Annotated in this window: 23 protein-coding genes; 12 read left to right on the forward strand and 11 right to left on the reverse strand. The window is 62.3% G+C overall.

The features are described 5' to 3' along the window. From D460_RS0108445 to D460_RS0108460, 4 genes are all read left to right on the forward strand, one after another. A complete protein-coding gene (locus tag D460_RS0108445; RefSeq protein WP_018898104.1) occupies positions 1-720 on the forward strand; it encodes a hypothetical protein in 720 nt (239 codons plus the stop codon). Between the two features lie 75 nt (positions 721-795). Next, a complete protein-coding gene (locus tag D460_RS37160; RefSeq protein WP_018898105.1) occupies positions 796-1,407 on the forward strand; it encodes a hypothetical protein in 612 nt (203 codons plus the stop codon). A gap of 2 nt (positions 1,408-1,409) precedes the next feature. Continuing rightward, positions 1,410-2,117: a glutamine amidotransferase gene (locus D460_RS0108455; protein ID WP_018898106.1), complete on the forward strand. Its 708-nt coding sequence runs from the start codon at positions 1,410-1,412 to the stop codon at positions 2,115-2,117. Beyond that, the gene (locus tag D460_RS0108460; RefSeq protein WP_196809326.1) at positions 2,117-2,806 is read left to right on the forward strand and encodes an MOSC domain-containing protein; all 690 of its coding nucleotides are present in this window, start codon (positions 2,117-2,119) and stop codon (positions 2,804-2,806) included. The genes D460_RS0108455 and D460_RS0108460 overlap by 1 nt, the downstream gene beginning before the upstream one ends. Before the next feature lie 55 nt (positions 2,807-2,861). Here D460_RS0108460 and D460_RS0108465 read toward each other — a convergent pair whose 3' ends face one another. Beyond that, positions 2,862-3,722 (reverse strand): D-amino-acid transaminase, encoded by an 861-nt coding sequence (locus D460_RS0108465; RefSeq protein ID WP_018898108.1) that lies wholly within the window; start codon positions 3,720-3,722, stop codon positions 2,862-2,864. 521 nt (positions 3,723-4,243) lie between these two features. On the opposite strand from D460_RS0108465, the gene D460_RS0108470 reads away from it, so the two are divergent. Continuing rightward, positions 4,244-6,184 (forward strand): methyl-accepting chemotaxis protein, encoded by a 1,941-nt coding sequence (locus tag D460_RS0108470; protein ID WP_018898109.1) that lies wholly within the window; start codon positions 4,244-4,246, stop codon positions 6,182-6,184. Between the two features lie 105 nt (positions 6,185-6,289). Here the strand turns inward: D460_RS0108470 and D460_RS0108475 are convergent, their stop codons facing one another. Then, complete coding sequence (locus D460_RS0108475) at positions 6,290-7,219, reverse strand: LysR family transcriptional regulator (RefSeq protein ID WP_018898110.1); 930 nt, start codon at positions 7,217-7,219, stop codon at positions 6,290-6,292. A 97-nt stretch (positions 7,220-7,316) separates the two neighbouring features. On the opposite strand from D460_RS0108475, the gene D460_RS0108480 reads away from it, so the two are divergent. Together D460_RS0108480 and D460_RS0108485 are read left to right on the forward strand one after the other, a co-directional pair. Further along, positions 7,317-8,108: an SDR family oxidoreductase gene (locus tag D460_RS0108480; protein ID WP_018898111.1), complete on the forward strand. Its 792-nt coding sequence runs from the start codon at positions 7,317-7,319 to the stop codon at positions 8,106-8,108. A 12-nt stretch (positions 8,109-8,120) separates the two neighbouring features. Continuing rightward, complete coding sequence (locus tag D460_RS0108485) at positions 8,121-8,423, forward strand: putative quinol monooxygenase (protein WP_018898112.1); 303 nt, start codon at positions 8,121-8,123, stop codon at positions 8,421-8,423. Positions 8,424-8,487: 64 nt separating this feature from the next. Here the strand turns inward: D460_RS0108485 and D460_RS0108490 are convergent, their stop codons facing one another. The 3 genes from D460_RS0108490 to D460_RS0108500 form a co-directional block, all read right to left on the reverse strand. After that, on the reverse strand, positions 8,488-9,954 hold the full coding sequence (locus tag D460_RS0108490; protein WP_037110946.1) for an MDR family MFS transporter: 1,467 nt from the start codon (positions 9,952-9,954) through the stop codon (positions 8,488-8,490). A 261-nt stretch (positions 9,955-10,215) separates the two neighbouring features. After that, the gene (locus tag D460_RS32835) at positions 10,216-10,923 is read right to left on the reverse strand and encodes an alpha/beta hydrolase (RefSeq protein ID WP_018898114.1); all 708 of its coding nucleotides are present in this window, start codon (positions 10,921-10,923) and stop codon (positions 10,216-10,218) included. A gap of 41 nt (positions 10,924-10,964) precedes the next feature. Further along, a complete protein-coding gene (locus D460_RS0108500) occupies positions 10,965-12,731 on the reverse strand; it encodes a cytochrome c biogenesis protein DipZ (protein ID WP_026282929.1) in 1,767 nt (588 codons plus the stop codon). A gap of 310 nt (positions 12,732-13,041) precedes the next feature. On the opposite strand from D460_RS0108500, the gene D460_RS0108505 reads away from it, so the two are divergent. The 5 genes from D460_RS0108505 (at position 13,042) to D460_RS0108525 (ending at position 18,002) form a co-directional block, all read left to right on the forward strand. Continuing rightward, positions 13,042-14,082, forward strand: coding sequence for an alpha/beta hydrolase (locus tag D460_RS0108505; RefSeq protein WP_018898116.1), 1,041 nt, complete (start codon positions 13,042-13,044; stop codon positions 14,080-14,082). A gap of 97 nt (positions 14,083-14,179) precedes the next feature. Then, the gene (locus tag D460_RS0108510) at positions 14,180-14,920 is read left to right on the forward strand and encodes a response regulator (RefSeq protein WP_018898117.1); all 741 of its coding nucleotides are present in this window, start codon (positions 14,180-14,182) and stop codon (positions 14,918-14,920) included. Next, positions 14,917-16,233, forward strand: coding sequence for an ATP-binding protein (locus D460_RS0108515; RefSeq protein ID WP_018898118.1), 1,317 nt, complete (start codon positions 14,917-14,919; stop codon positions 16,231-16,233). The genes D460_RS0108510 and D460_RS0108515 overlap by 4 nt, the downstream gene beginning before the upstream one ends. A 188-nt stretch (positions 16,234-16,421) precedes the next feature. Continuing rightward, a complete protein-coding gene (locus D460_RS0108520) occupies positions 16,422-16,838 on the forward strand; it encodes an organic hydroperoxide resistance protein (RefSeq protein ID WP_018898119.1) in 417 nt (138 codons plus the stop codon). Between the two features lie 246 nt (positions 16,839-17,084). Next, positions 17,085-18,002 carry a DMT family transporter gene (locus D460_RS0108525; protein ID WP_026282930.1) on the forward strand — a complete coding sequence of 306 codons (918 nt, stop codon included), beginning with the start codon at positions 17,085-17,087 and terminating at the stop codon, positions 18,000-18,002. Positions 18,003-18,112: 110 nt separating this feature from the next. Here the strand turns inward: D460_RS0108525 and D460_RS0108530 are convergent, their stop codons facing one another. The 6 genes from D460_RS0108530 to D460_RS0108555 form a co-directional block, all read right to left on the reverse strand. After that, on the reverse strand, positions 18,113-19,477 hold the full coding sequence (locus D460_RS0108530; RefSeq protein WP_018898121.1) for an amidase: 1,365 nt from the start codon (positions 19,475-19,477) through the stop codon (positions 18,113-18,115). Between the two features lie 46 nt (positions 19,478-19,523). Continuing rightward, a complete protein-coding gene (locus D460_RS0108535; protein ID WP_018898122.1) occupies positions 19,524-19,715 on the reverse strand; it encodes a hypothetical protein in 192 nt (63 codons plus the stop codon). Positions 19,716-19,769: 54 nt separating this feature from the next. Then, entirely contained in the window at positions 19,770-20,786 is a 1,017-nt protein-coding gene (locus tag D460_RS0108540) for an ABC transporter substrate-binding protein (RefSeq protein ID WP_245267728.1), read from the reverse strand. Positions 20,787-20,793: 7 nt separating this feature from the next. After that, positions 20,794-21,627: an ABC transporter permease gene (locus D460_RS0108545; RefSeq protein WP_018898124.1), complete on the reverse strand. Its 834-nt coding sequence runs from the start codon at positions 21,625-21,627 to the stop codon at positions 20,794-20,796. A 24-nt stretch (positions 21,628-21,651) separates the two neighbouring features. After that, positions 21,652-22,431: an ABC transporter ATP-binding protein gene (locus D460_RS0108550; protein WP_018898125.1), complete on the reverse strand. Its 780-nt coding sequence runs from the start codon at positions 22,429-22,431 to the stop codon at positions 21,652-21,654. 161 nt (positions 22,432-22,592) lie between these two features. Next, entirely contained in the window at positions 22,593-23,642 is a 1,050-nt protein-coding gene (locus D460_RS0108555) for a substrate-binding domain-containing protein (protein ID WP_026282931.1), read from the reverse strand. Between the last annotated feature and the right edge of the window lie 19 nt (positions 23,643-23,661).

Genomic DNA, 23,661 nt, shown 5'->3' on the forward strand with positions numbered 1-23,661 from the left:
ATGTCCTCCAAACTTCTAACCGGCGCGCTCGTCGCCGCCGGAACGGCATTGCTGTGCCACACCGCCGCCAGCGCCCACGGCGTGAAAGCGCACCCCGACAAGGCGGTACAGGCCTCTTTCGATATCGTCGAGACGACAATCACGACCAAGGGCGACAGCGCCGTTTTCAGCACGCGTGTGCGCGGCGAAGCGGGCAAAGACAGGCCGGATGCGACCGGTAAGTTCGAAGGCTCCAGCGTCTATGCCTATGTCTGGCCGACCAGCCTCGACAGCGGCGATATCGGCTTCGAGAAAAAACAGGGCATCGTCGCGCTTACCGTCACTTTCCACCCGGATTTCGACGACGCGGCGAATGGCGGCAAGAATAGCCAGAAATGGCATCCGCATTGGGTGGTGCTCGCCAAGGACAAGGCCTGCGGCGCCGGCCTCAAGGTTGTCGACATTCCCAAGGATGCCAAGCCGAAGGTTCCCAGCACATGGCCCGGCGTACCCCTTCTGATCGACAGCCCGGACTATCCGACAACGTTCAAAGGCGACACCGTCGACGTGACCATCCCACTGTCCTTGATCAACGGCATCAAGGGCGCGTCGTTTGACGGCGTCACCGCCGGCCTGAAGGTCAACGGCAACCTGCATGCGCCGCTTCTGTGCGTCAGCGATGTCTTCAAGGTCGCGTCCGGCGATCTCAGCCTGCCGGGCAAAGTCGATCCGGCGAAGTAACCAGCGGTGCCGGTTCGTCGACTGCCATCGGCGAACCGGCACATTCTCCCCTCCAGGCTAATAGAGAGAAAGAACATGGGCAGGATTAGCCCCTTTGATACGGAAAACGCAACAGCAACCGGCAATGCGCAGAAGCCGATCCTAGCGCCGGAACTGGCCGTCAGCGAATGGTTCAACACGCCGACGGCGCTGATGCTATCGGGCCTGCGCGGGCGTCCTATCTTCCTCCACAGCTTCCAGCTCCTGTGTCCCGGCTGCGTCTCCGAGGCTCTGCCGCAGGTCAAGCGCATCGAGCGTGCATTCGGGAATACCGAACTTCAGGTGATCGGCATACACACCGTCTTCGAACACCATGCCGCAATGACGCCTGTGACCTTGCGCGCCTTTCTGCATGAATATCGGATATCGTCACCTGTCGCCGTCGACATGACTGACGAGACCTCGGACATCCCGGTAACGATGCAACGCTTCGGCATGCGCGGCACGCCGTCCTCGATCCTGATCGGCCGCGACGGCGCCATCCTCAGTCACGTCTTCGGCGTCGAGGATGATCTCGTACTGGGGGCACGAATTGCGATGGCATTGAACGCGGCGCCCCCTGTGACGCAGGAAAAGTCCGGAACAGGCGACGGATGCGCGGATGGCCGATGCGATGTACCGGCGGGTACAATGGCGGCAGGGAGATAATCATGAGAAAAACCGTTCTCGCGCTTCGGCACGTACACTTCGAAGATCTCGGATCGTTCGCTGGCGTACTGGAAGAACTGGGCTACGAGATACGCTACAGCGACGTCGGTGATCCCGACTTCTGCGGCGGCGATCCCTGTTCGGCCGATCTTCTCGTCATTCTCGGCGGTCCGATCGGCGTTTACGATGACGCCTATCCGTTTCTCGATGCCGAACGCGTCTTCATCCGCACGCGTCTCGCCGCCGGCCTCCCGACGCTTGGCATATGTCTCGGCGCGCAACTCATCGCGGCCGCTCTCGGCGAAAGGGTCTATCCGACAGGCTTGAAGGAAATCGGCTTCTCCAAGCTCACGCTTACGGCAGTCGGCAGCAAAGGCCCGCTGAGGTTTCTCGAAGGTCTCCCCGTGCTGCACTGGCATGGAGACACTTATTCTCTGCCACAGGATGCTGCGAACCTCGCCTCTTCGGAACTCGTCGAACAGCAGGCGTTTTCGATCGGCCGCAACGTGCTTGGCCTGCAGTTCCATCCGGAGGTCGAGCCCGATCAGAGATTCGAGCGATGGCTGGTCGGGCACGCCGCCGAACTTGCCTCGGCCGGAATCGATGTGCCGTCGCTACGCGACGCTGCCGAACAGTATGGTCCAGCACTTCGCGAGGCCGCTCAAGCGATGCTTCGGGATTGGCTCGGCGGCTTGGACGTGAAGGAATGATCGATCTTCCTGTCCTCAGCCTACGAATAGGATCGCTGGCGCCGCTCGGTCCCCGAGCTGTTCCGAGCGGTATCAACAAGCTGGAGGTCGCCGCACCCATATGGCTTGGCGAGAGCGGCTTTGTCGGCGATATGCAGGGCGACACGGCAAAACATGGCGGCCCGGAAAAGGCGGTGCACCCCTATCCGTTCGAGCATTATGCGGCCTGGTCGAACGACCTCGGCGAGCATCCGCGCCTCAGATCTCCCGGCGCATTTGGAGAGAACATCGCAACCGACGGGCTGACGGAAGATAGCGTCGCCATCGGCGACAGGTTTCAGCTCGGCACGTCGATCGTCGAAGTCAGTCAGGGACGACAGCCTTGCTGGCGGCTCAACGAGCGTTTCAGCCGCAAGACGATGGCGCGCGAGGTTCAGGAAACCGGGCGAACCGGTTGGTATTGCCGCGTCATTCAGACTGGCACTGTCGGCCCGACTGACCGCCTGACGCTTCTTGAGCGATCCACGCCCGATTGGACGATCCGGCGTATCTGGCGCGCCTTCTACGTCGATACGCTCGACAAGTCGGAGTTGCGAGGCATAGCCGATCTCGATCGGTTGGCGGCGACATGGCGCAACTACGCGCTGCGACGGCTGGAAAGCGGGAAGGTGGAGGATTGGTCGATGCGCCTGCAGGGGCCGACTTCGTAACCGTGAGCTATCCGTCGGCGCCCGGGCTTGAGACCGGAACGCCGAGGCGATCCCGTCAGATCGCAGCCGCCAGCCTGCTTTCGATATAGAGCTCGCGAAGCTTCAACGTCAGAGGGCCCGGCTTGCCGTCGCCGACCGGCTGGCCGTCGATCGAGGTCACCGGCAAAACGAAGCTGGTCGCCGAGGTGATGAAGGCCTCGGCGGCATTTTTTGCTTCATCAGGCGTGAAGGCGCGCTCCTCGACGGCAAGGCCGGCGCTGCGGGCGATGTCGAGAACGCTGAGGCGGGTGATGCCGTGCAGGATCGCGTTCGACAGGCCGCGTGTGATCAGTGTCCCGTCCTTGCTGATGATGTGCGATGTGGCCGAACTCGCCTCCGTGACGAAGCCGCCCTCGACCAGCCAGGCATCATCGGCGCCAACCGAGGCCGCCTGCATCTTCGCCATAGAGGGAAAGAGCAGCTGAACCGTCTTGATGTCGCGGCGAGCCCAACGCTGATCGGGAACGAGCGCCACGGAAATCCCGGTCTTGACCTTCGGATTGTCAAGCACGGCCTTGGCCTGGGTGAACAGAACCAGCGTCGGTGTTGCGTCCGTTGGGAAGGCGAAGTCGCGGTAAGCCGCGCCACGGGAAATCTGCAGATAGATCAGCCCCTCATCGAGATCGTTCCTGCGGACGATCTCGCGATGAACGGCAAGCAGCTCCTCGTCCGTCAGCGGGCAGGCAATCCCAAGTTCGGCCGTGGAGCGTTTAAGGCGGGCCGCGTGACCGACATATTCGAGCAGCTTGCCGCCGACAACACCGGTGACTTCGTAGATCGCATCGGCGAACAGGAAGCCGCGGTCGAAGATGGAGACTTTGGCGTCAGCTTCGGCGAGCCAGCTGCCGTTCAGATATACGGTACGGGTCAAGATCATTCCTCGTTCAGATTTCGTGGCCGGAGAGGGCCATGCCGATTCCCAGCAGCGGTGACTTTGTCACGCAATGGGCGCGCAGTCACTTGTGGCGACAGGGTGCATACGCGCCTAAGGATGGTGCCGCTGCTAGGCGACGATCGTTCTACATTGTTTCAACTTTTATGAAACCTGATTGCAGGAAAGAATGATTGTTCGGTGCCTCTCACGCAGCTAACAATAGCCCTAGGTTGCAATTGGTTAGCTTCTGGTTGGGCGGGTGCCTCCGCCTTCTTGCCGCTGTCTGATCTGCTTTCCAGTGGCATGCAAAAATCCACAGCCTTGAGCCGAGTATGTAGTCGGTAGAATTTGCTCAAGCAGCCATGACGGCCCCGATCTCTGCCATGTCGATACCCATCCGATCGATCGTCGACTGCGTCACAAGAGGCCGCCGTTAGCGCGCGAGGCTGACCGCCACGCGTAGCGCCTGCGCACGTCATCAGTCGATTGAAGCCGGTCGTCCGATCCCGTCAAGCAGAGGTCACATGTCATTTCTGAAAAACGCACGTATTCGCACGAAAATTCTCTCCCTCATCCTCCCGATCTGCATCGTCGGCATCGGCGCCACGCTTTTTATGTCCGATAAGTTCAAGACGGTCGATGCCACCTATTCGGAGTTCATCGCGCAGGACTATCAGGCGGAGGTGGACCTCGTCGCCTCGACGCGAAGCCTCGTTTCCATCGGTTACGCCGCCTACCAGACGCTGGCCCACAATGCGCAGGATCCGGCTTTCAAGGCAGCGAACGACTTCTACAAGGAGAATGCGACTAGCCTGATCGGCCGGCTCGAGCAGTCCAAGGGCGGACGTCCCGAGGATGGCGATGCGATCGATGCCTTCATCGCCAGATCCAAGGATGTGATCGCCAAGACCGACGCCGCCGTCAAACTGGGAGCCGACCACGAGGCAGAGGCGAAGGCCGCCCTGGCCGACGCCGATATTCTCATCAAGCCGCTTCTCTCGGACATGAGGGATCTGACGACGTTGATGAAGAAAAACATCAATGCGCGCGCGGGCGAACTGACACAGCAGACACGGTCGACCATCCTGATATCGCTTGCCGCTCTGACCATCGTCTTCGCGGCGAGCATCGCGGCGGCCCTGCTTGTATCCGCGCGCGGCATCACCATGCCGATCGCCAGGCTGCGCGAACGGATGACCTCGCTTGCAAATGGCGAGACCGCCGAGCCGGTGGACGGCCAGGACCGCCGCGACGAGGTCGGCCAGATGGCCAAGGCGGTGTCCGTGTTCCGCGACAATGCGCTTGATCGCCATCGGCTCGAAAGCGAGGCAGCGGCAAACCGCAGCCTTTCCGAGCAGGAGCGGACCGAACGCGACGCACAAAAGGCAAAAGATGAGGCCGACACGCGCTTCGCGGTCGAAAAGCTCGGCGACGCCCTCGGCCGGCTTGCGGAAGGCAACGTAGCGCATCGCATCGACACACCATTCGTGCCGCATCTCGATACCCTGCGGTCGAATTACAACGATTCCGTCTCAAACCTCAGCGACGCGCTGCGCGCCGTCGGCCGCAATGCGCGCGGTATCGATGCCGGCGCAAACGAGATCCGCTCGGCGGCGGACGACCTGTCGAAGCGCACGGAACAGCAGGCCGCTTCGGTCGAGGAGACCGCAGCCGCACTTGAGGAAATCACCACCACGGTCAAGGATTCCACCAAGCGCGCCGAGGACGCGGGCAATCTCGTGGCGCAGGCACGCACCGGCGCTGAACGATCCGGCCTGGTCGTTCGTGACGCGGTGACTGCGATGAAGGAGATCGAGCGCTCGTCGGGCGAGATCACCAACATCATCAGCGTCATCGACGAGATCGCCTTTCAGACGAACCTGCTCGCGCTCAATGCCGGCGTCGAGGCCGCGCGCGCTGGCGAGGCGGGCAAGGGCTTTGCCGTCGTCGCCCAGGAGGTGCGGGAACTCGCGCAGCGCTCCGCGCAGGCCGCCAAGGAGATCAAGGCGCTCATCATCATGTCGAGCGATCACGTGCGCTCCGGCGTGGAACTTGTCGGCAATACCGGAACGGCGCTCGAGGTGATCGTGTCGGAGGTGCAGGAGATCAATCGGCATGTGGACGCGATCGTGAAATCGGCGCGCGAACAGTCGATCGGGCTGCAGGAGATCAACACGGCGGTCAATGCCATGGACCAGGGCACGCAACAGAATGCGGCGATGGTCGAGCAGTCGACGGCCGCAAGCCACAGCCTTGCACGGGAAGCCGCCTCGCTCAACGAACTGCTCTCGCGCTTCAATCTCGGTGATGACGTTCAGCGGCCCGCCACCGGCGCGAGTGCTCCGCGCGAGGTGTCTCCCGCCAACCGTGCGGCATCTTCGCCGGCACGCACGCTCGGCCGTCGCCTCGCCACCGCCTTTGGTGGTGCAGCTGCCGCCGTCGATAAGGCATGGGAAGACTTCTGATCGCATTTGCCACCGCCCGATGATTATTGGGCGGTGCCCGCATCCTGGTGACATGGCTCCTGAGGGCCCCTCGACACTCGTGTCCTGTCGCTGCCACGACCAACGTCACTCGCCGCGCGAAATCCCTTGAAGAAGCGGCGAGGCGCTCAGCGTCACAGCCATATGTTCGATGAATGCGCGCACGCGGTGCGGTAGCGGGCCGCCGCCGACATAGACGGCGTGAACGAGCTCCAGATCACCAGCATTGTGCTCCTCGAGCAAAGCCACGAGCCGTCCAGCGGCGATCTCCTCGGCCACATGAAAGAGCCCGATCCGCGCGACACCGGCACCCGCCAGCACCATCTGCTTCATCGTCTCGCCGTTGTTGACGACGATGCTGCCCTTGACCGGCTGAGCAATCTCCCGACCCTCGACACGAAACGGCCAGGACGGGGTCGCGCGCCGGAAATTGAATGTCAGGCAGTCATGCTGCCCGAGATCCGCCGGCACCATTGGGTAGCCGAGACGCTCCAGATAGCTCGGCGCGGCGCAAACGACGCGCCTGCTCTGACCAAGCTTGCGGGCGATCAGGCCGCTGTCGGGCAAATTACCCATGCGGATCGCCACATCCGTCTGCTCCGCGATCAAATCGACGATGCCATCGGTGAAACTGAGGTCGACGATCAGGCCCGGGTTGCGCGCGACGAAATCGGGCATGGCGGGCGCCACGAACATCGTTCCGAACGGGATCGTCGTGTTGATCCGCAGCCGACCCCGCACCGCGCCGCCGCTCGCTTCCTCGTCCGCGTCGTTCAACTCCTGTAAAATCCGCAGCGCGGCGTGATAATAGGCCTCGCCTTCTTCGGTCAGCGTCAGGGCCCGGGTCGTTCGGACCAGAAGCCGCGTGCCGAGCCGTGCTTCCAGGCGCGCGATCAGCTTGCTGACTGCCGAGGGTGTCAGGTCAAGGTTGCGCGCCGCAGCGGAAAAACCGCCGTCCTGAACCACCCGCGCAAACACCTCCATCTCGCCGGAGCGCTCCATCAGGATACGTGGCATTGATGACCCTCATTCACAGGTGAATTTTCTTTTTCAGCAATAGTCTGGCCGATTGCTAGATCATAGATTAGCTCCAGCAACAACATGGAGACACGTCATGGATCTGCAACTCACCGCAAAGACCGCCCTTGTTACCGGCGCTACCGCCGGCATCGGCCTCGAAATCGCCCGTACGCTCGCTGCCGAAGGCGCGCGTGTCGTTATCACTGGGCGCGATCGCGCCAAGCTTGACGCTGCGGCTGCCGATATCAAGGCATCCACCGGTTCGGATGTCGTTGGATTGCTTGCCGATGCAAGCAGCGCCGAAGGCGCCGACATCATCGCCAAAGCAGCACCCACCGTCGACATCCTCGTCAACAATCTCGGCATCTACGAGAGCAAGGCCTTCGGCGACATCACCGACGCCGATTGGAGCCACCTGTTCGACGTCAACGTCATGAGCGGCGTCCGCCTGTCGCGGACCTATCTGCAGGGCATGCTGAACCGCAACTGGGGCCGCATCATCTTCATTTCCAGCGAATCCGGCCTCGCCATTCCGCAGGACATGATCCACTACGCGACCACGAAGACAGCGCAGCTGTCGATTTCGCGCGGTCTGGCGCAGCTGACGCGCGGCACCAATGTAACGGTCAATTCCGTGCTTCCCGGGCCGACCCGCTCGGAGGGGATCGAGACCTTCCTGCGCAGCCAGGCGAGCGATCCGTCCGCGCCGATCAAGCAGATCGAGAGCGAGTTCTTCGCCACGGCGCGTTCCGCCTCGATCCTGCAGCGCATGGTCGAAGCCGAAGAAGTGGCGAACCTCGTCGCGTACCTCGCCAGCCCCCGCTCATCGGCCACGAACGGTGCGGCACTGCGCGCCGAGGGCGGCCTCGTCAACACGATCGCCTGAGGACGAACGCCCATGTCGAACGAACCGCTCACCATCATCGCCATCACCACCGCCAAGGCCGGCAAGGAGACGCTTCTCGGAGAAGCGCAGGAAAAGCTGGTTGCCGAGACATTGGTCGAGGATGGTTGCCTCCGCTACGAACTGCACCAGTCGCTCGATGACGGTCGCGTTCGCATTTTCGTGGAGACCTGGGAAAGCGAAGCCAAATGGCGCGCCCACATGGAGGGCGCCGCCATGCGGCGCTTCCAAGCGCTCGGCGTCGGCGATTACTTCGCCGATTTCGCGCTTCACCGGCTGACCAAGATGGCGGGCTGAACGGCTGTGCCGCCAGCGGTTGCCGCAGCCCTGGTCAACCGGCTCGTATCAAACGCGTTTCGGATCAGGCGCTTTTCGGTGCCGCCTGCGGCGCTTGCTGCTGCGGCACCAGCAGGCACGCTGGGACGATCAGGACGGCGATCAGCATCATCACCATGAAGGTCGCGTGAAGCGCCTGTTGCAGCGCCAAACGGATCTCGTCGCCGCCGCCAAGCGCAGCGCCAGTACCGTTCAGCAGAGCCCGCAATTGCTCAGGCGTGATCGCCTGCCCATTGTTGGCATGCGCCAGACCATAGGTCAGAACGGCACCCAGCACCGCGGCGCCCAGCGTGCTGCCGAGGTTGCGGGAGAACACGTTGGAGGCGGTGGCGCTGCCCCGGTCGGAAGCAGTCACGCTCTCCTGGGTCAGGATGAGGGCACCGATATTCAGCAAGCCCATACCGAAGCCCATTATGAGCGAGCCGGCAGCCGCCAGCACAGGTGAACTTGATGGCGCCAGCAGCACGAGCAGGCAGGTTCCAAGCGGTATGAAGAGGCTCCCGACGATCATGATCGGGCGCAGCCCGAAGCGGGTAAACTGCCGCGACGCGATCGTCGCGCCACAGGGCCAGCCGAGCAATAGCATGGTCAAGGCGAAGCCGGCGACAAGCGGCGAGCGATCGAGAACGGTCTGCACATACATCGGCAGGAAGGTCGTGAGGCCCATGATCGACATGCTGGCGAAGAAGACTGCCAGGTTGGCGAAGGCGATCGGGCGCCTCAGCCACAGGTCGGGCGCGACCATCGGCGCTTCGGCGCGACGCTCCTGCCAGATGAAGGCCACAAGCGTGAAGAGGAAGATGACGAAGGCCGCGATGGTGTAGCTGGAGAGGCCGTTTTCTACCTCGGTGAGCGCGATCATCAGCGCGGAAATCGAGACCGCGAAGAGTGCGGCGCCAAGCACGTCGATGGAGACGACACGAGGGCGCTTTTCCTCATGCAGGAACAAGATGAAGCACAGCGCCGCCAGAAGACCCACGGGTATGTTGATCCAGAAGATCCAGGCCCATGGCAGGTTGTGAATGATGATACTGCCGAGAAGTGGCCCGACAACGGCAGACAGCGCCCATACGCTTGCGAGGTAGCCCTGCACCTTGCCACGCTGGTTGCCCGGGAACAGATCGGCGACCACGGTCATAGCAACAGGTTGAAGGGCGCCGGCGCCGATCCCCTGCAGCAAGCGAAACGCGATCATGGAAGGCATGGACCATGCGAAACCGGCGAGGATCGAGGCCAGCAGAAACAGCGCGATGCCCACCAGCAGCATGGGCTTGCGGCCATAGATATCGGCGAGCTTGCCGAAGATCACGGTTGTCGCGGTCTGCGTCAGAAGGAAGGACGAAAAGACCCAAGAATAGAGATTGATCTGGCCGAGCTGGGCGGCGATCTGCGGCATTGCCGTCGAGACGATCGTCGCTTCGATGGCGATCATCGCCATGCTTGCCATGATCGCGACAACGACCAGTCCTCGATGCGAAGTTCTTTGTGTCATAGGAGGCTTTCGAGGCAAACGTCGGCGTAGACGATGAGTGAGCGTCGACGGTTATTGGGTAGTGCCCTTACTATTCCTCGCAGCCGCCGCGTCAAGAGCATTTGGCCGTGAACTTGTCGTGAGTGACATATCAACGAGCGAGTGGAGCGCGTTGTCCTCGCGCTCCCCTCCTGTCTCTGTGTCCAGATAATAGCCTAGGCCCTGTCTCTATTTCCCAGCCTCATGGGCGGCGGCTTCAATCACGGCCGCGACCTTGTCAGGCTACGAGGCGAAGACCGCGTGGCTTGCCTTGATCTCCGTTACCGGGCTTCCCGCACGCTTTGCCATGTCGCGCTCGAGCTCGGGGTTGATCGACCGGTCGTCTGTTGCAACCACGGCCCAGCTCTTTTTCGATTTCCAGGCGGGATCATCGCCAATCTTGGCGGCGAAGGCCTGCTTTGCCGCGAAGACCTGAGACTTGGCGAGAAAGGCAGCTTCGTCCTTTGGCAAGTCGGCGGCGAAGTCGTTGGCGAAGGCAGCGGGGTCGAGGTAGAGATATTGTCCGTCCTTCGTCTCGCGGATGTTCATGCCACCGGCCGGCTTGGAGCTTGCCAGCGACAGCAGGCTTTCGCCCTTGTCCGGCTGGAAGGCCGCCACATAGACGAGGCCCGCGACATGTGCGTTGCGACCGGCTTCGGTGATGACCATGCCGCCATAGCTGTGGCCGACGAGCAAGGTCGGGCCGTCCTGAAGGTCGAGCACGCGGTTGGTGGCGGCGACGTCATCGGCAAGCGAGGTGATCGGCTCCTGCACGATCGTGACGTTGAAGCCGCGCTTCTCCAGGATTTCGGTTGCCTTGCGCCATCCGGAACCATCGGCGAGCGCGCCGTGGACGATGACGATGTTCTTCACCTCGGCGGCCTCTGCCGCGTAGGCGACGACACTGGTGGCGAATGCAAGGGCGAGGGTGGCGATGATGCGACGGTTCATGGGAGTGTCTCCTTTGGATTGATGGTGAGGTTGGGTAGAGGTCAGCCGAAGGTGAAGGCGTAGGCTTCGACGCCGGGATCGAGAAAGCGGATCTGAAAGTTGCGCGCCTCGACGTCGCCGGCCTGGCGGACAAGTTGATAGAGTCTGGTTGACGTGACCGTGCCGTTGCCATCGGCGTCGGTGTCCGCGCCGTGGTCGATGCCCGGCGCCTTGCCGTCGATCGTCACCTGGAAGCGGACGGGCTTTCCCGACGCGTCCGGGCCGAGGACGAGGTGCAGATCACGGGCGCTGAACCGGTAGGCGATGCCGCCATCCGCCTGCTCGAGTGTTGCCTGTTCGCGGCCGATCGTCCAGGCGCCGGACAGTCCCCATTCATTGAGACCGAGATCGCCGACCGAATAGGTTCTGTTGGCGTCGTTGTGCAGGCCCTCGGGAGAGGCGAAGTTGGTGGCCTGTTCGTAGCCGATATAGGTCTCGCCGGAACGGATGTCCTTGAGGTCAGGGCTTGCTTCCGCGCCCTTGGCATCTGGCGCTACCGTGCTGGCGGCCATCTTCGCGCTGCCGGTTTCATGTATCAGGTCCTGGATCGCCTGCTCGGTCTGGCGATAGTTGCCTTCGCCGAAGTGATGATAGCGGATCTGGCCCTTGGCATCGATCAGGTAGTGAGCGGGCCAGTAATTGTTCTCAAACGCGCGCCAGATCTTGTAGTCGTTGTCGATCGCGACGGGGTAGGTGATCTTGGCGTCGGCGACGGCCTTGCGGACATTGTCGATCTTCTTCTCAAAGGCGAATTCCGGGGCGTGCACGCCGATCACCACGAGACCCTGATCCTTGTACTTCTCGGCCCAGGCACGAACGAACGGCGTGGTGCGGATGCAGTTGATGCAGGAGTAGGTCCAGAAGTCGACAAGGACGACCTTGCCGCGTAGTTGTTCGGCGGTCAGCGGCGGCGAGTTCAGCCATTCGACGGCACCGTCAAGCGATGGCGCAATGCCTTCGACCGGGAGGTTTGCCTTGAACGGCAGGTTGCTGGCAGTCATCGCGCCGTTGCTGGCGACCTCGGCGGGAGCTGCCAGATCGCGCTTTGCGATGAAGCGGTCAAGGACTGCCTGTTCGAATGAGGTCGTGCTGGCATAGGACAGCCGCGCCAGAAGGCCGGTATCGGCGCCGAGCGCGATTGCCGCGACGCCGGCAAGGACTGCAGCGCCGAGAACCTGACGAACACGCTCGCTAACACCCAGCGACCGCTTCATGCCGGCGAATACCTTGCCGCCAACCAGCAATGCGACGGCAAGCGAAGTGGCGGCACCTGCGGCGTAGGCGACAAGCAGGAAGGTCGTTTGGAGATTTGCGCCCTGCAGGGCGGCACCCGTCAGGACGAGCCCAAGGATCGGGCCGGCGCAAGGCGCCCACAGGAGACCGGTCGCGACACCGAGGATCAGCGAGCTCAGCGCCGTCGGCGCGGCGCCCGGCTTGCCGGAAGCCTTCATCAACCGGTTGCCGAAATCGACGACCGGCTGCGTGATCGCGCTTGCGACACGCGGCGAGAGCAGGCTGACGCCGAAGATGGCGAGCAGGGTGAGGGCAGCGAGGCGACCATATTCATTGGCGTGGATCGCCCAGCTGCCGCCGACCGCCGCAAGCGATGCGACAACAGCGAAGGTGGCGGCCATGCCGATCAGCATCGGCAGCGTGCTGCGCAGAAACGGCTGGCCGGCACGGGCGAAGACGAAGGGGAGGATGGGCAGGATGCAGGGGCTGAGAATGGTCAGCGCCCCTCCGAGATAGGCAATGATGAGAAGCGTCATCGTCGTTTCCTTTGAGACCAGGTTCGGATGCTGAAGGGCGACTGGCTCGATCAGCAGTGACGCCAATCTGTTGTGACGACGTATCCGGGATGTGTCCGGCCTCTAGGAGAAGTGTGTCGAACTGTAGCGATCGCGGGCCGTGCTACAGAGCGAAACAATCGGCGGCGAAGGGGCTTGGCGATTGTATCGCAATGTATCCGGACGCGCCGTCGCTACAGTCGCATGCAATAACGGTCCGCCGGCGACACATCGGGGATACACGCGGCCTGCTTTATGGCGATCATAGTCAACACGGACAGGAGAGAGACCCATGACCAACGCAATCAACCTCGATCGCCGCCGCTTCTTCGGCATCGCCGCAATGACCATCGCAGCCGTCGAATTCGGCGCCGCAACGCTGGCAAACGCGCAGACCGCTGCCACCGCGCCTGCGAAGAAGGTTGGCGGGCACCAGTCGTTTGAATCGCTGAAGCAGATCAAGGCCGGCGTACTCGATATCGGTTACGCCGAGGCCGGCCCGGCAAACGGCCCCGCCGTCCTGCTGCTGCATGGTTGGCCTTATGATATCTACAGCTATGTCGACGTCGCCCCGATCCTCGCCAAGGCCGGATACCGCGTGATCGTTCCTTATCTTCGGGGCTACGGCACCACCACCTTCCTCTCCAAGGATACGCCACGGAACGGCCAGCAGGCCGCGCTCGCAGCCGACATGATCGCGCTGATGGATGCACTGAAGATCGAGAGCGCAATTGTCGCCGGTTATGATTGGGGTGCGCGCACCGCCGACATCATGGCAGCCCTCTGGCCGGAACGCTGCAAGGCGCTGGTCTCCGTCAGCGGCTACCTGATCGGCAGCCAGGAAATCAACAAGAAGCCGCTCGCGCCCAAGGCCGAACTTGCCTGGTGGTATCAGTTCTATTTTGCCACCGAGCGCGGCCGCGCCGGCTATGCCGCCAACACCCGCGACTTCGTGCGGCTGATCTGGGAAACCGCGTCGCCCACCTGGAAGTTCGATGACGCGACCTTTGATCGTTCGGCGCCCGCCTTCGGAAACCCTGATCACGTCGACATCACCATCCATAACTATCGCTGGCGTCTCGGCATCGTCGAAGGCGAAGCCAAGTACGATACCTATGAAAAGAAGCTGGCCATGGGGCCCGTCATCACCGTGCCCACCATCACCATGGAAGGCGACGCCAATGGCGCGCCCCATCCCGACCCGTCGGCCTACAAGGCCAAGTTCTCGGGCCGCTACGAGCATCGCAACGTAACCGGTGGCATCGGCCACAACCTGCCGCAGGAAGCGCCCGACGCTTTTGCCCAGGCCGTGATCGACGTCGCGTCGTTCTAAAGCGATCGGCCACCCGCGCGAAATCCGCTTTACTCGCGGTGGCCGACGCGAAACTAATGGCTGACTTTACGAGCGCGAATCGTGTGAAAGACGAGACATGGAGCACATCGACCATATTCTGATCGTGGATGACGATCGTGAGATTCGCGAGCTCGTATCGAGCTATTTGAAGAAGAACGGCCTGCGCACGACCGTTGCCGCCGATGGCCGCCAGATGCGCAGCTTTCTCGAAGGCAATTCCGTCGATCTGATCGTGCTCGACGTGATGATGCCGGGTGACGACGGCCTGGTGCTGTGCCGTGAGCTCAGGGCCGGCAAGCACAAGGCCATCCCCGTGGTGATGCTGACAGCGCGCGACGACGAGATGGACCGGATCATCGGGCTTGAGATGGGCGCCGACGATTATCTGCCAAAACCCTTCGCCGCGCGCGAGCTTTTGGCGCGGATCAAGGCGGTGTTGCGCCGGACGCGCATGCTGCCGCCCAATCTGCAAATCACCGAGGCCGGTCAGCTCCTGACCTTCGGCGACTGGCGTCTCGACACTGTCGGCCGCCATCTGCTCGACAAGGAGGGAACCGAGATCGCCCTGAGCGGTGCCGAGTACCGGCTGCTCCGTGTCTTCATCGATCATCCCCAGCGCGTGCTCAATCGCGACCAGCTGCTCAATCTCACGCAGGGCCGCGATGCGGAGCTTTTCGACCGTTCGATCGATCTTCTGGTGAGCCGCGTGCGGCAGCGACTGGGCGACGATGCGCGCGAGCCGACCTATATCAAGACGGTGCGCGCCGAAGGCTATGTCTTCTCCGTTCCGGTGGAGATATCGGAGCCGAGGACATGAGTGAGGCGCGCCCTCGCATCGGCTGGTGGCCGGGCTCGTTGCGCTCCAGGCTCTTTCTCATTCTTTTCGCCGGGCTGGCGATCGCCTATAGCCTGTCGTTCAGCATTCTCTTTGCCGAACGCTACATGTCGGCGAAAGCCGTCATGCTGGGCACGCTGGAAAGCGATCTCGCGACCTCGATCGCCGTCATCGATCGTCTGCCCGCCAATGAGCGGGCTGATTGGGTCGATCGCCTGAGCCGCGGCAATTATCGCCTTGTTCTCGGCCCCGGCCTTCCTGGTGTGTCCGACATGTCCGGCCGGGGTGCCGAGATCGCGGAACGGATCGAGGAAGCGGCGGGCCACAAGTTTCCTCTCAAGGTCGAATCCATCCCCGGTGACGGCAAGAGGCTTCAGGCACACCTGACGCTGTCCGACGGTGCGCCGTTGACGATCGACGTCACGCCGCGCGGCGTCATGCCGTTGGCGGAGTGGCTGCCTTATGTCTTTGCCGCGCAGATGGCGCTTCTCCTCATATGCACCTGGTTTGCCGTGCGCCTGGCCATCCGCCCGCTGAGCGCGCTTGCCGCCGCCGCGGACAAGCTCGATCCGGCCAAGAAGGGCGAGCCGATGAGCGAGCGGGGCCCAAGCGAAGTCGCCCACGCCGCCCGCGCCTTCAACGCGATGCGCGACCGTATCGCGCATTATCTGGAGGAACGCGTGCAGATCCTGGCCGCGATCTCGCACGACCTGCAGACCCCCATCACCCGCATGCGGCTGCGCGCCGACATGGCCGACGATTCGCCGGAGAGGGACAAGCTGGTCAACGACCTGCGCGAGATCGAGCGGCTGGTGCAGGACGGCATCGCCTATGCGAGGAGCTCGCATGGCAGCGGCGAGAAAAACTCGCGCATCGATCTGTCCTCCTTCATCGACAGCATCGCCTACGACTATCAGGACACGGGAAAAGCCGTGACCGTGCTCGGCGTCGTTCAAGGCACGGCGTCGACAAAGCCGCATGCGCTGCGACGAATTCTCACGAACTTCATCGACAATGCGCTGAAGTTCGCCGGCAGCGCCGAGATCGCCGTCGAGCGGAGCGGGGAAGGCGAGGTCGTCGTCACCGTTCTCGATCGCGGACCGGGCATTCCCGACGATATGCTTGAAAGCGCCATGCAGCCCTTCTTCCGGGTGGAGACATCGCGCAACCGCGACACAGGCGGGACGGGGCTTGGGCTGGCGATCGCCCAGCAACTCGCAGGCACGATCGGTGGTTCTGTGCGGCTCTATAACCGCACGGATGGCGGCCTCGCGGCCGAGGTTCGGTTCCGCTAAAGCCGGTCCACTTCGTCGATCGCTGGGCGCTTTTTGTAAGCCCGAATGTCTCTGAAGCCGTTGCGTACGTTCTGATACACTTCCGGCATTTTCCGAAACATACCGGATACGCGGACCCATCAAAACACTCCCTGTCAGCAGATGTCGCTCAAACGACGAAACAAAGCGACGCAACAAAGGAGTGTTCCATGACCAAGATCGATACCGTTCTCTACACCGGCAAGACCCACACCACAGGCGGCCGCGAGGGGTTTGCCCGCAGCGACGACGCACAGCTCGACGTTCGCCTGTCGCCTCCCGGCAGCGGCAAGCCGGGCACCAATCCGGAGCAGCTGTTCGCGGCCGGCTGGTCGGCCTGCTTCATTGGCGCGATGACCAAGGCCGCCGGCAAGCGCCAGCTGAGGCTCCCGGCCGAGACGGCGGTCAACGCCGAGGTTGATCTCGGAACGACAGATGGCGCTTATTTCCTGCAGGCGCGTCTGGCGATCAGCCTGCCGGGGATCGATCCCGAACTCGCCCGCGCGATCGTCGAGGATGCGCACCAGACATGCCCCTATTCGAAGGCAACGCGTGGCAACATCGCCGTCGAGCTGACATTGGTTTGATCTGACATTTCGGAACGCGATGCGGATCGGACGGCCAGGACGGCCATCCGATCCGCTTTCGTGTTGGAGTTCCCAGCGCTGAAGTCATTTCGAGGGGCGAACGAAGCGCTTCTCCCCTTGCAACATATCCTGCCGCTAGAGTAAGCATCTGCCATCCAAACAGGCATCGGCGTGATGCGGACGCGTGCAAGCCGTTTTGCCGTCCGACCCTCGTCGCAAAATGGCGTCGCGGAGCGCCCAGACATCATGAACAGACAAGCGGCTTTCGCCGTGGGCGGCAACGCCATTTTGGCCGGCATTCTCCTGATGCTCGTGGGCGATTTCATGTTCGCGCTCAACGACGCCATGGGCAAATGGCTTGTGGCGAGTTTTTCCGTCGGGCAAGTGCTGCTGATCCGCTCCCTCGGCGCGTTCTTCGTGCTCGGCCCGATGCTCTCGCGCCAGCCCGTCGCTTCGCTCTACAAGGTCGAGAAGCCGAAATGGCAGCTGGCACGCGTGGTGCTCGCCACCGCCGATACCGGCCTCTTCTATGCCGCCGTCGCCTATCTTCCGCTCGCCGATGTCATGACCTTCTACATGGCCGGACCGATCTATGTCGCCGCGCTGTCGCATTTCCTGCTGGGCGAGAGAATCGGCTGGCGGCGCTGGCTGGCGGTGCTGATCGGCTTCATCGGCGTCGTCATCGCCCTGCGGCCTTCCTCCGCCATGCTCTCCTGGCCGTCCATGTTCGGCCTCATCGGCAGCATCTCCTTTGCGCTGACGCTGGTGCTCGGCCGCGTGCTGCGCTCGACGCCCGATGCAACGCTGGTGACCTGGCAGACGCTGGGATGCCTCGCCACCGGCGCGGTGCTCAGCATCGGCAGCTGGAGCAGTTTCAGCGCAAATCAGCTCTTGGCGCTCCTTCTGCTCGGCGTCGTCTCCTGCTCGGCGCATCTGATGATCACCCGCTCGCTAAAGCTCGCGCCGGCCTCGCTGCTGGCACCGCTGCAATACACGCTATTGCTTTGGGCGATCATCTTCGGCTGGATGTTCTTTGGCGATTTTCCCGACAAGCAGACGCTGATCGGCGCCGCCGTCATCGTGCTCGCCGGCCTGTTCATCTTCCATCGCGCCAAGGTCAAGGATGTCGAGCCGCTGGTGCCCAACGACGCCAGCCACGGATAGCGGAGCCAGAGGCAACCCGCGCCGCGACACGTGGTTCGATGAGGCAACGCTCAGCGTGGCCGCGCCCGTTGATGCGGCTGTACCGGGGGCCGCTCTCTGGGAACGATGGCCTATTCGGGGTGTCGCTGGTGGAAGTCGGTCTGGGTCTGATAGAGGCGAGCGATCGAAAGCAGTTGGAACTCGGCGTCCGCGGGTCCCATGATCTGCGCTCCGATCGGCAGCGTGTCGCGATCAAAGCCGATGGGGAAGCTCAAGGCGGGTAGTGCGGCCAGGCTCGGAATGCAGGTGAAGCGCATGTTGCCCGTCAACGTGCTCTCCTCGGCATCGCCGATCATCACGGTTTCCTGGCCAATCAGCGGTGCCGTGAATGGCAGCGTCGGGGTCAGAATGACATCAACCGTTTCAAAGTGCCGGTCGAGCTGGTCGCGCAGATGGGTTCGGTAGCGCTGGGCCTGGATATACTCGATCGCGGTGAAGCTCATGCCGGCGTGCAGCAGGATGCGGACATCCTCGCCGTAATCATTCGCGTTATCCTTCAGCAGGCTGGCGTGAACGGCGCTCGGCTCGGCGGCGTCGACGATCACCTGCGCATCGACGGCAACGTCAAGCCCATGCAAGCCGATCGGCCGGATCGAGGCACCGAGTTTTTCGAGGGTTTCGAGCATCGCTCGAAAGGCGGCCTCGATGTCGGGCTGCAGCCGATCGAAACTGTAATTCTCGATGACGCCGACCCGCAATCCACGAAGGCTTTCCACGGCCGGACGCCGGCGGCCGGCGTCGCCCGACAGCACGGAGAAGAGCAGGGCGCAATCATCGGCGCCGCGCGCCATCGGTCCGACCGTATCCATGCTCCAGGCGAGCGGGAAAACGCCCTTGGTGCTGATGCGGCCGACGCCGGGACGCAGGCCGGTGATGCCGTTCATGCTGGCCGGCAAACGAACGGAGCCGCCTGTATCGGTTCCAAGCGCCGCGATCGCGCTACCGGCGGCCACGGCGGCAGCCGAGCCGCCGCTTGATCCGGCGGGGATACGGTCGCGGTCCCAGGGGTTGCGGCAGGGCCCGAAATGCGGATTGTTCGTGGTGCCGCCCCAGGCGAATTCATGCATGTTAGTGGCACCGATGATGATGGCGCCGGCCTGCTTCAGCCGTCGCGCGACTTCGGCGTCGCTCGACGCGACATTCTTGGCGAGCACCTTGCTACCTGCCGTCATCGTCTCGCCGGCGACGTCGACATTGGCCTTCACGGCGATCGGCATGCCGTGCAGCGGACCGAGATCATAACCATCGTCGAGCAACGACTGATGCGCCTGTGCCAGCCGCAGCGCCTTTTCGCCGTAGACATCCGAAAATGCTGCGAGGCCGCGTGTCGATGCCTCTCTCTCGAGGCACGCGCGAACGAGGTCCGGAATGCGGATCTTGCCAGCCCGCACGAAAGCTCCGGCTTCGGAGATGGACAGGCGCGAAAGGTTTTGCATGGGTATAGGTTCTCTATGGATATGCTCGGCGCCAAAAACGGGCGGATTAGCGCCAGAGGCGCTCCGAGGAGACGAAGGCGGTGATCGGGGAAAGGGTTGGCGGTGAGTTCTGCTGCATGAAACGGCTGAGGTTCTCGGCGCGTACCGCCCAGGCTTCAACCGTCGGAAGGACGGCCTTGGCATGCGGTTCGGAGATGTTGCCGAGCATCTGCATGCGGGCTTCGATGGTAAGCGTCATGGATGGCTCCGAGAGTTGAGGCGGGAGCCACATTGGTGGCTCCCGCCGTGCGGATCAGTTCATTTTGGCGTCAGCGATTGCCTTGGCCTTCGTCGCCAGGTCGACATTGACGTTGTTTTCGTACGAGGTTGCCTCGGACGGGTATTCCTTGACGTTCTTGGCGTAGAGGGCGATGTTCAGATTGTTGTCCCAGGCCTTCTTGGAGACGAGCACGGTCTCCGGATAGCCCTTGGCGTCGATCTCGCGCTTGACCGCTTCGCTGACGATCTCCTTCGGCAGGTTCGGGAAATATTTTGCCGCGATATCAACGCTTTCGTCGAAGTTCTTGTAGATGAAACGTGAAGCCATCTCGAAGCCGGTAACGACGCCCTGCGCGGCTTCCGGGTTCTTGGCGATGTATTCCTTCGTCGTCGTCAGGCTGGAAAAGGCGAAGGGATACCAGTCCTTGTTGGCGGAGAAGGAGTAGACCGAGTTCAGGCCGTTCTGACGGATGCTCTGCGTGACCTGCGGCTCGACGGCGAGCGCATAATCGGCGCGGTCGCTGACGATGGCGGGGACTTCGTTTCCGATCGCGACGTTGACCAGCTTGACGTTGTCGAGCTTCTGCTGCTTGACGAGGTAGCTCATGAACGCCCAGGTCGTGTCCGGCTCCGGGCTGGTGATGACGCGCTTGCCCGAAAACAATGTGAGATTGTCCTGGATCGAGGCCGCGTCCTTGCCGATCACAAAGACGGTCGGCGCGTCCTGGATGCCGGCGACGACCACACCGTCGCCACCGTTTTCACGGCTCTTCGGTACGAAGATCGGATCCTGGATCGAGAAGTCCGCCGATCCGCCGATAACGGCCGCCCACGACTGCGAACCGCCGCCGCCGGTCGAGATCTTTACGTTGACGCCGTTTTCCTTGAAGAACCCCTTCTCCTGGGCGACGTAAAGCGGCAGGTAGAGCAGCGACTGGAAAGCCTGGTTGATGCGCACTTCCGTTTCCTGCGCCTGTGCGGGCGTGAGAGCGGATGCGATCAGAAGTGTGGCCAGAGCGGAGGTGGCGATCAGCTTGTTAGAAAAACCCATGCGCATGCTAGTTCCTTTCCCAGGAGAGAATGAAGCGTTCGAGGAGGTTGATTAGGGCATTGAAGATCAGCATCATGACCATCACCAGCGCGACGCCGGCGAGGACGATGTTCATTCCGAAGTTGGAGCTGCCGAGCAGGATCATGTGACCGACACCGGCTTCGGATGAAATGTATTCGGCAACGATGGCGCCAACGAGCGCGAAGCCGACATTTAGCTTGAGACCGGACACCACCCAGGTCATCGCCGAGGGAACGACGAGCTTGGTGAATATCGCGGAGCGCGATGCGTTGAAGGAGCGCATCAGGTTGATCAGGTCCTCGTCGGTCCTCAGGGCACCGCGATAGGACGAGGTGAGGGAGACGACGACGCAGGAGAAGGCGACGATCATGACCTTGGACAGCATCTCCGTGCCGAACCAGATGATGGTGATCGGGGCAATCGCCAGAACGGGGATGGAGCCGATGGCGGCAATGAAGGGCGCCGCGAGGTCCGAGATGAACTTCGAGTACCAGAGCAGAAGCCCGAGGATCGAGCCGCCGATGGCGCCGACCAAGAAGCCGATCAGGGTTTCCTGCGCCGTGGTGCCGATGTCGATCAGCAGTTCGCCCGATTGCGCCCGCTGGACGAGCACGGCCCATATCTGGCTCGGGCTGGAGAAGAGGAAGCGGCTGATATGGCCCGTCTGGGCGCCGATCTCCCAATAGGCGAGCAAGGCGACGACGATCGCGATCTGCAGGCCGATCAGGACATATCTGCGGATGAAGGGTGTGCGGAAGAGGCCGGCTTCGCCTCGTTGACGATGGACGGAAGGCGCCCCTGTTGCGGTGGTGTCGGACACGGATTTCAGCTTTCTTCGCAAGCGTCAGGCAACCAGCGGCGAGATGCCGATGTTGCGCCAGATCAGTTCGTAATAATCGTTGAAGCGTTTCGACATGCGCCGCTCGGGGATCATCGGGCTGTCGGTCTCGAGATCGACAGCGATCTCATTGACGATCTCACCTGGCCGCGCCTTCATGACGTAGACGCGATCGGACATGGTCACCGCTTCCTCGATGTCATGCGTGATGAAGACGACGGTCTTCTTTTCCTTCTTGACGATCTCAAGCAGCTCGCTTTCGAGCGCGATCTTCAGTGGGTAGTCGAGCGCCTTGTAGGACTCGTCCATCAGGATGATTTCCGGATCCGTGATCATCGTGCGCATCAGGGCGACGCGCTGGCGCATGCCGCCGGAAATCTGCGAAGGAAACTTGTCCTCGTAACCTTCCATGCGGTAGACGCGAAGCAGGTCGCGGGCCTTTTCTCGGGCGATCTTCTTCGACACGCCGGTGATCTCGAGACCGAGCACGACGTTTTCGATGACCGTGCGCCAAGGAAAGAGCAGGTCCTTTTGCAGGACGTAGCCGATCTTCGGAGAGACTTGGCCCGTGGTCTCGCGGTTATCGACGACGATCGATCCCTGATCGGGCTGCAGAAGGCCGGTGATGATGTTGAACAGCGTGGACTTTCCGCAGCCGGAAGGGCCGACGAAGGAGACGAACTCGTTCGCATTGGCGTGGAAGGTCAGCCCTTTGAGAATCTGAACCGGTCCCGTCGGGCTCAGATAGGACTTGCTGATGTCGACAGCCTCCAAGGCATGACTCATGGTTGCTCCTTTCGCTGGGCGCAGTTGCAGCGTTGAAGAGTGAACGGATGGCATCGGTCGGTCCGGGATCAATCCCAGGCTCAAGCCGTTTGCCGATGATTTATTTGAAATTATGATAGTAGAAAAATCAAGTAATTTTTTCGACTTTTTGCGGCTGTCGACTAAAGAGAGCCGACCAAGCGGATGTCGTACCCATCCACGCGTGCAAGATGGATGGGATGACGACCGCCGGTGAGTGGGGCGAGATCGTTTCCTCTTGCCGATTTTCGTTGCCGCGACTGACCGACCGCCGCACGCACACGACGTGTTTCCAGCGACCCCGCCGCTTCGACAAGCCCGGCGAGGCAGAAGAGCCCTTCATAGCAGGACTGGCCATAGGCGTTGGCGGGGGGCGGGGAGTCGCCGAAGCTCGTATGGTAGCGCTCGAGAAACGCGCCGTTGTTGCGCGATCTGAGGCTCGAGAAATAGGCCGATGCCACGAAGAGGTTTTCCGTAGCGTTTTCGTCAAGCCCGTAGACCACCGTCTCGTCGACGGCCGACGCTAGGCGGAGCGCCTGCGAGGCGAGACGCATTTCGCCATAGGCGCGGTTGAAGGCGACGGCGTCCTGCCCAAGGAAATGGGGAAGCACGATATCGCAAGCGCTCATGCGGATGGCGTCCATCGCCGCGCCGAAATCCGTTTCGTTGAGCGGCAGGTACCGTTCGCCTACGACCGTGCCGCCAAGATCGCGAATGATGCTCTTGGCGATCTGAAACGACAGGCGCGGCCAGACGTAGTCGCTCCCACACAGAAAGAACCGGGAAACGCCCTTGTTCTGCATCAGCCACTCTATGGCCGGCCGGAGAAGTTCGTGCGAAGTCTCGCCGGTCGAGATGATGTCGAGGTCGTGTTCCAACCCCTCGAATTGCGGCGTGTAGATCAAAGGCACCGTTTCGCCGACGGCACGACGGACCGAATCGCGCGCATAGCTGGGGAACATCCCGATCAATGCGGAAACCCCATCGACGTCGACGGCCTGGCGGGCTGCATAGGCCGCGCTGGCGCCTGTCGTTCCGGCATCGATCGCGATCAACTCGACTGGCCGTCGCAAAATGCCGCCGAGGTCGTTCAGTTCGCGGACGGCGAGATTGGCGCAAGCCCAGGCGGAGGGCGCCCACAAGCCCGCGGTACCGCTTTCGGGAACGAGCAATCCCACTTTTATCGATGCCATTTCCACTCCACTGACAGGA

It is taken from the genome of Rhizobium sp. 2MFCol3.1 (genome assembly GCF_000377565.1).
GTDB lineage: Bacteria > Pseudomonadota > Alphaproteobacteria > Rhizobiales > Rhizobiaceae > Rhizobium.

Excerpts from the sequence above, each read along its gene's own strand:
- D460_RS0108540 (WP_245267728.1), bottom strand. The coding sequence starts at position 20,786 with ATGGGTTTTTCTAACAAGCTGATCGCCACCTCCGCTCTGGCCACACTT.
- D460_RS0108515 (WP_018898118.1), top strand. The coding sequence starts at position 14,917 with ATGAGTGAGGCGCGCCCTCGCATCGGCTGGTGGCCGGGCTCGTTGCGC.
- D460_RS0108505 (WP_018898116.1), top strand. The coding sequence starts at position 13,042 with ATGACCAACGCAATCAACCTCGATCGCCGCCGCTTCTTCGGCATCGCC.
- D460_RS0108520 (WP_018898119.1), top strand. The coding sequence starts at position 16,422 with ATGACCAAGATCGATACCGTTCTCTACACCGGCAAGACCCACACCACA.
- D460_RS0108485 (WP_018898112.1), top strand. The coding sequence starts at position 8,121 with ATGTCGAACGAACCGCTCACCATCATCGCCATCACCACCGCCAAGGCC.
- D460_RS0108490 (WP_037110946.1), bottom strand. The coding sequence starts at position 9,954 with ATGACACAAAGAACTTCGCATCGAGGACTGGTCGTTGTCGCGATCATG.
- D460_RS0108470 (WP_018898109.1), top strand. The coding sequence starts at position 4,244 with ATGTCATTTCTGAAAAACGCACGTATTCGCACGAAAATTCTCTCCCTC.
- D460_RS0108465 (WP_018898108.1), bottom strand. The coding sequence starts at position 3,722 with ATGATCTTGACCCGTACCGTATATCTGAACGGCAGCTGGCTCGCCGAA.
- D460_RS0108525 (WP_026282930.1), top strand. The coding sequence starts at position 17,085 with ATGAACAGACAAGCGGCTTTCGCCGTGGGCGGCAACGCCATTTTGGCC.
- D460_RS0108535 (WP_018898122.1), bottom strand. The coding sequence starts at position 19,715 with ATGACGCTTACCATCGAAGCCCGCATGCAGATGCTCGGCAACATCTCC.
- D460_RS0108455 (WP_018898106.1), top strand. The coding sequence starts at position 1,410 with ATGAGAAAAACCGTTCTCGCGCTTCGGCACGTACACTTCGAAGATCTC.
- D460_RS0108475 (WP_018898110.1), bottom strand. The coding sequence starts at position 7,219 with ATGCCACGTATCCTGATGGAGCGCTCCGGCGAGATGGAGGTGTTTGCG.
- D460_RS32835 (WP_018898114.1), bottom strand. The coding sequence starts at position 10,923 with ATGAACCGTCGCATCATCGCCACCCTCGCCCTTGCATTCGCCACCAGT.
- D460_RS0108550 (WP_018898125.1), bottom strand. The coding sequence starts at position 22,431 with ATGAGTCATGCCTTGGAGGCTGTCGACATCAGCAAGTCCTATCTGAGC.
- D460_RS0108500 (WP_026282929.1), bottom strand. The coding sequence starts at position 12,731 with ATGACGCTTCTCATCATTGCCTATCTCGGAGGGGCGCTGACCATTCTC.
- D460_RS0108530 (WP_018898121.1), bottom strand. The coding sequence starts at position 19,477 with ATGCAAAACCTTTCGCGCCTGTCCATCTCCGAAGCCGGAGCTTTCGTG.
- D460_RS0108555 (WP_026282931.1), bottom strand. The coding sequence starts at position 23,642 with ATGGCATCGATAAAAGTGGGATTGCTCGTTCCCGAAAGCGGTACCGCG.
- D460_RS0108445 (WP_018898104.1), top strand. The coding sequence starts at position 1 with ATGTCCTCCAAACTTCTAACCGGCGCGCTCGTCGCCGCCGGAACGGCA.
- D460_RS37160 (WP_018898105.1), top strand. The coding sequence starts at position 796 with ATGGGCAGGATTAGCCCCTTTGATACGGAAAACGCAACAGCAACCGGC.
- D460_RS0108510 (WP_018898117.1), top strand. The coding sequence starts at position 14,180 with ATGGAGCACATCGACCATATTCTGATCGTGGATGACGATCGTGAGATT.
- D460_RS0108480 (WP_018898111.1), top strand. The coding sequence starts at position 7,317 with ATGGATCTGCAACTCACCGCAAAGACCGCCCTTGTTACCGGCGCTACC.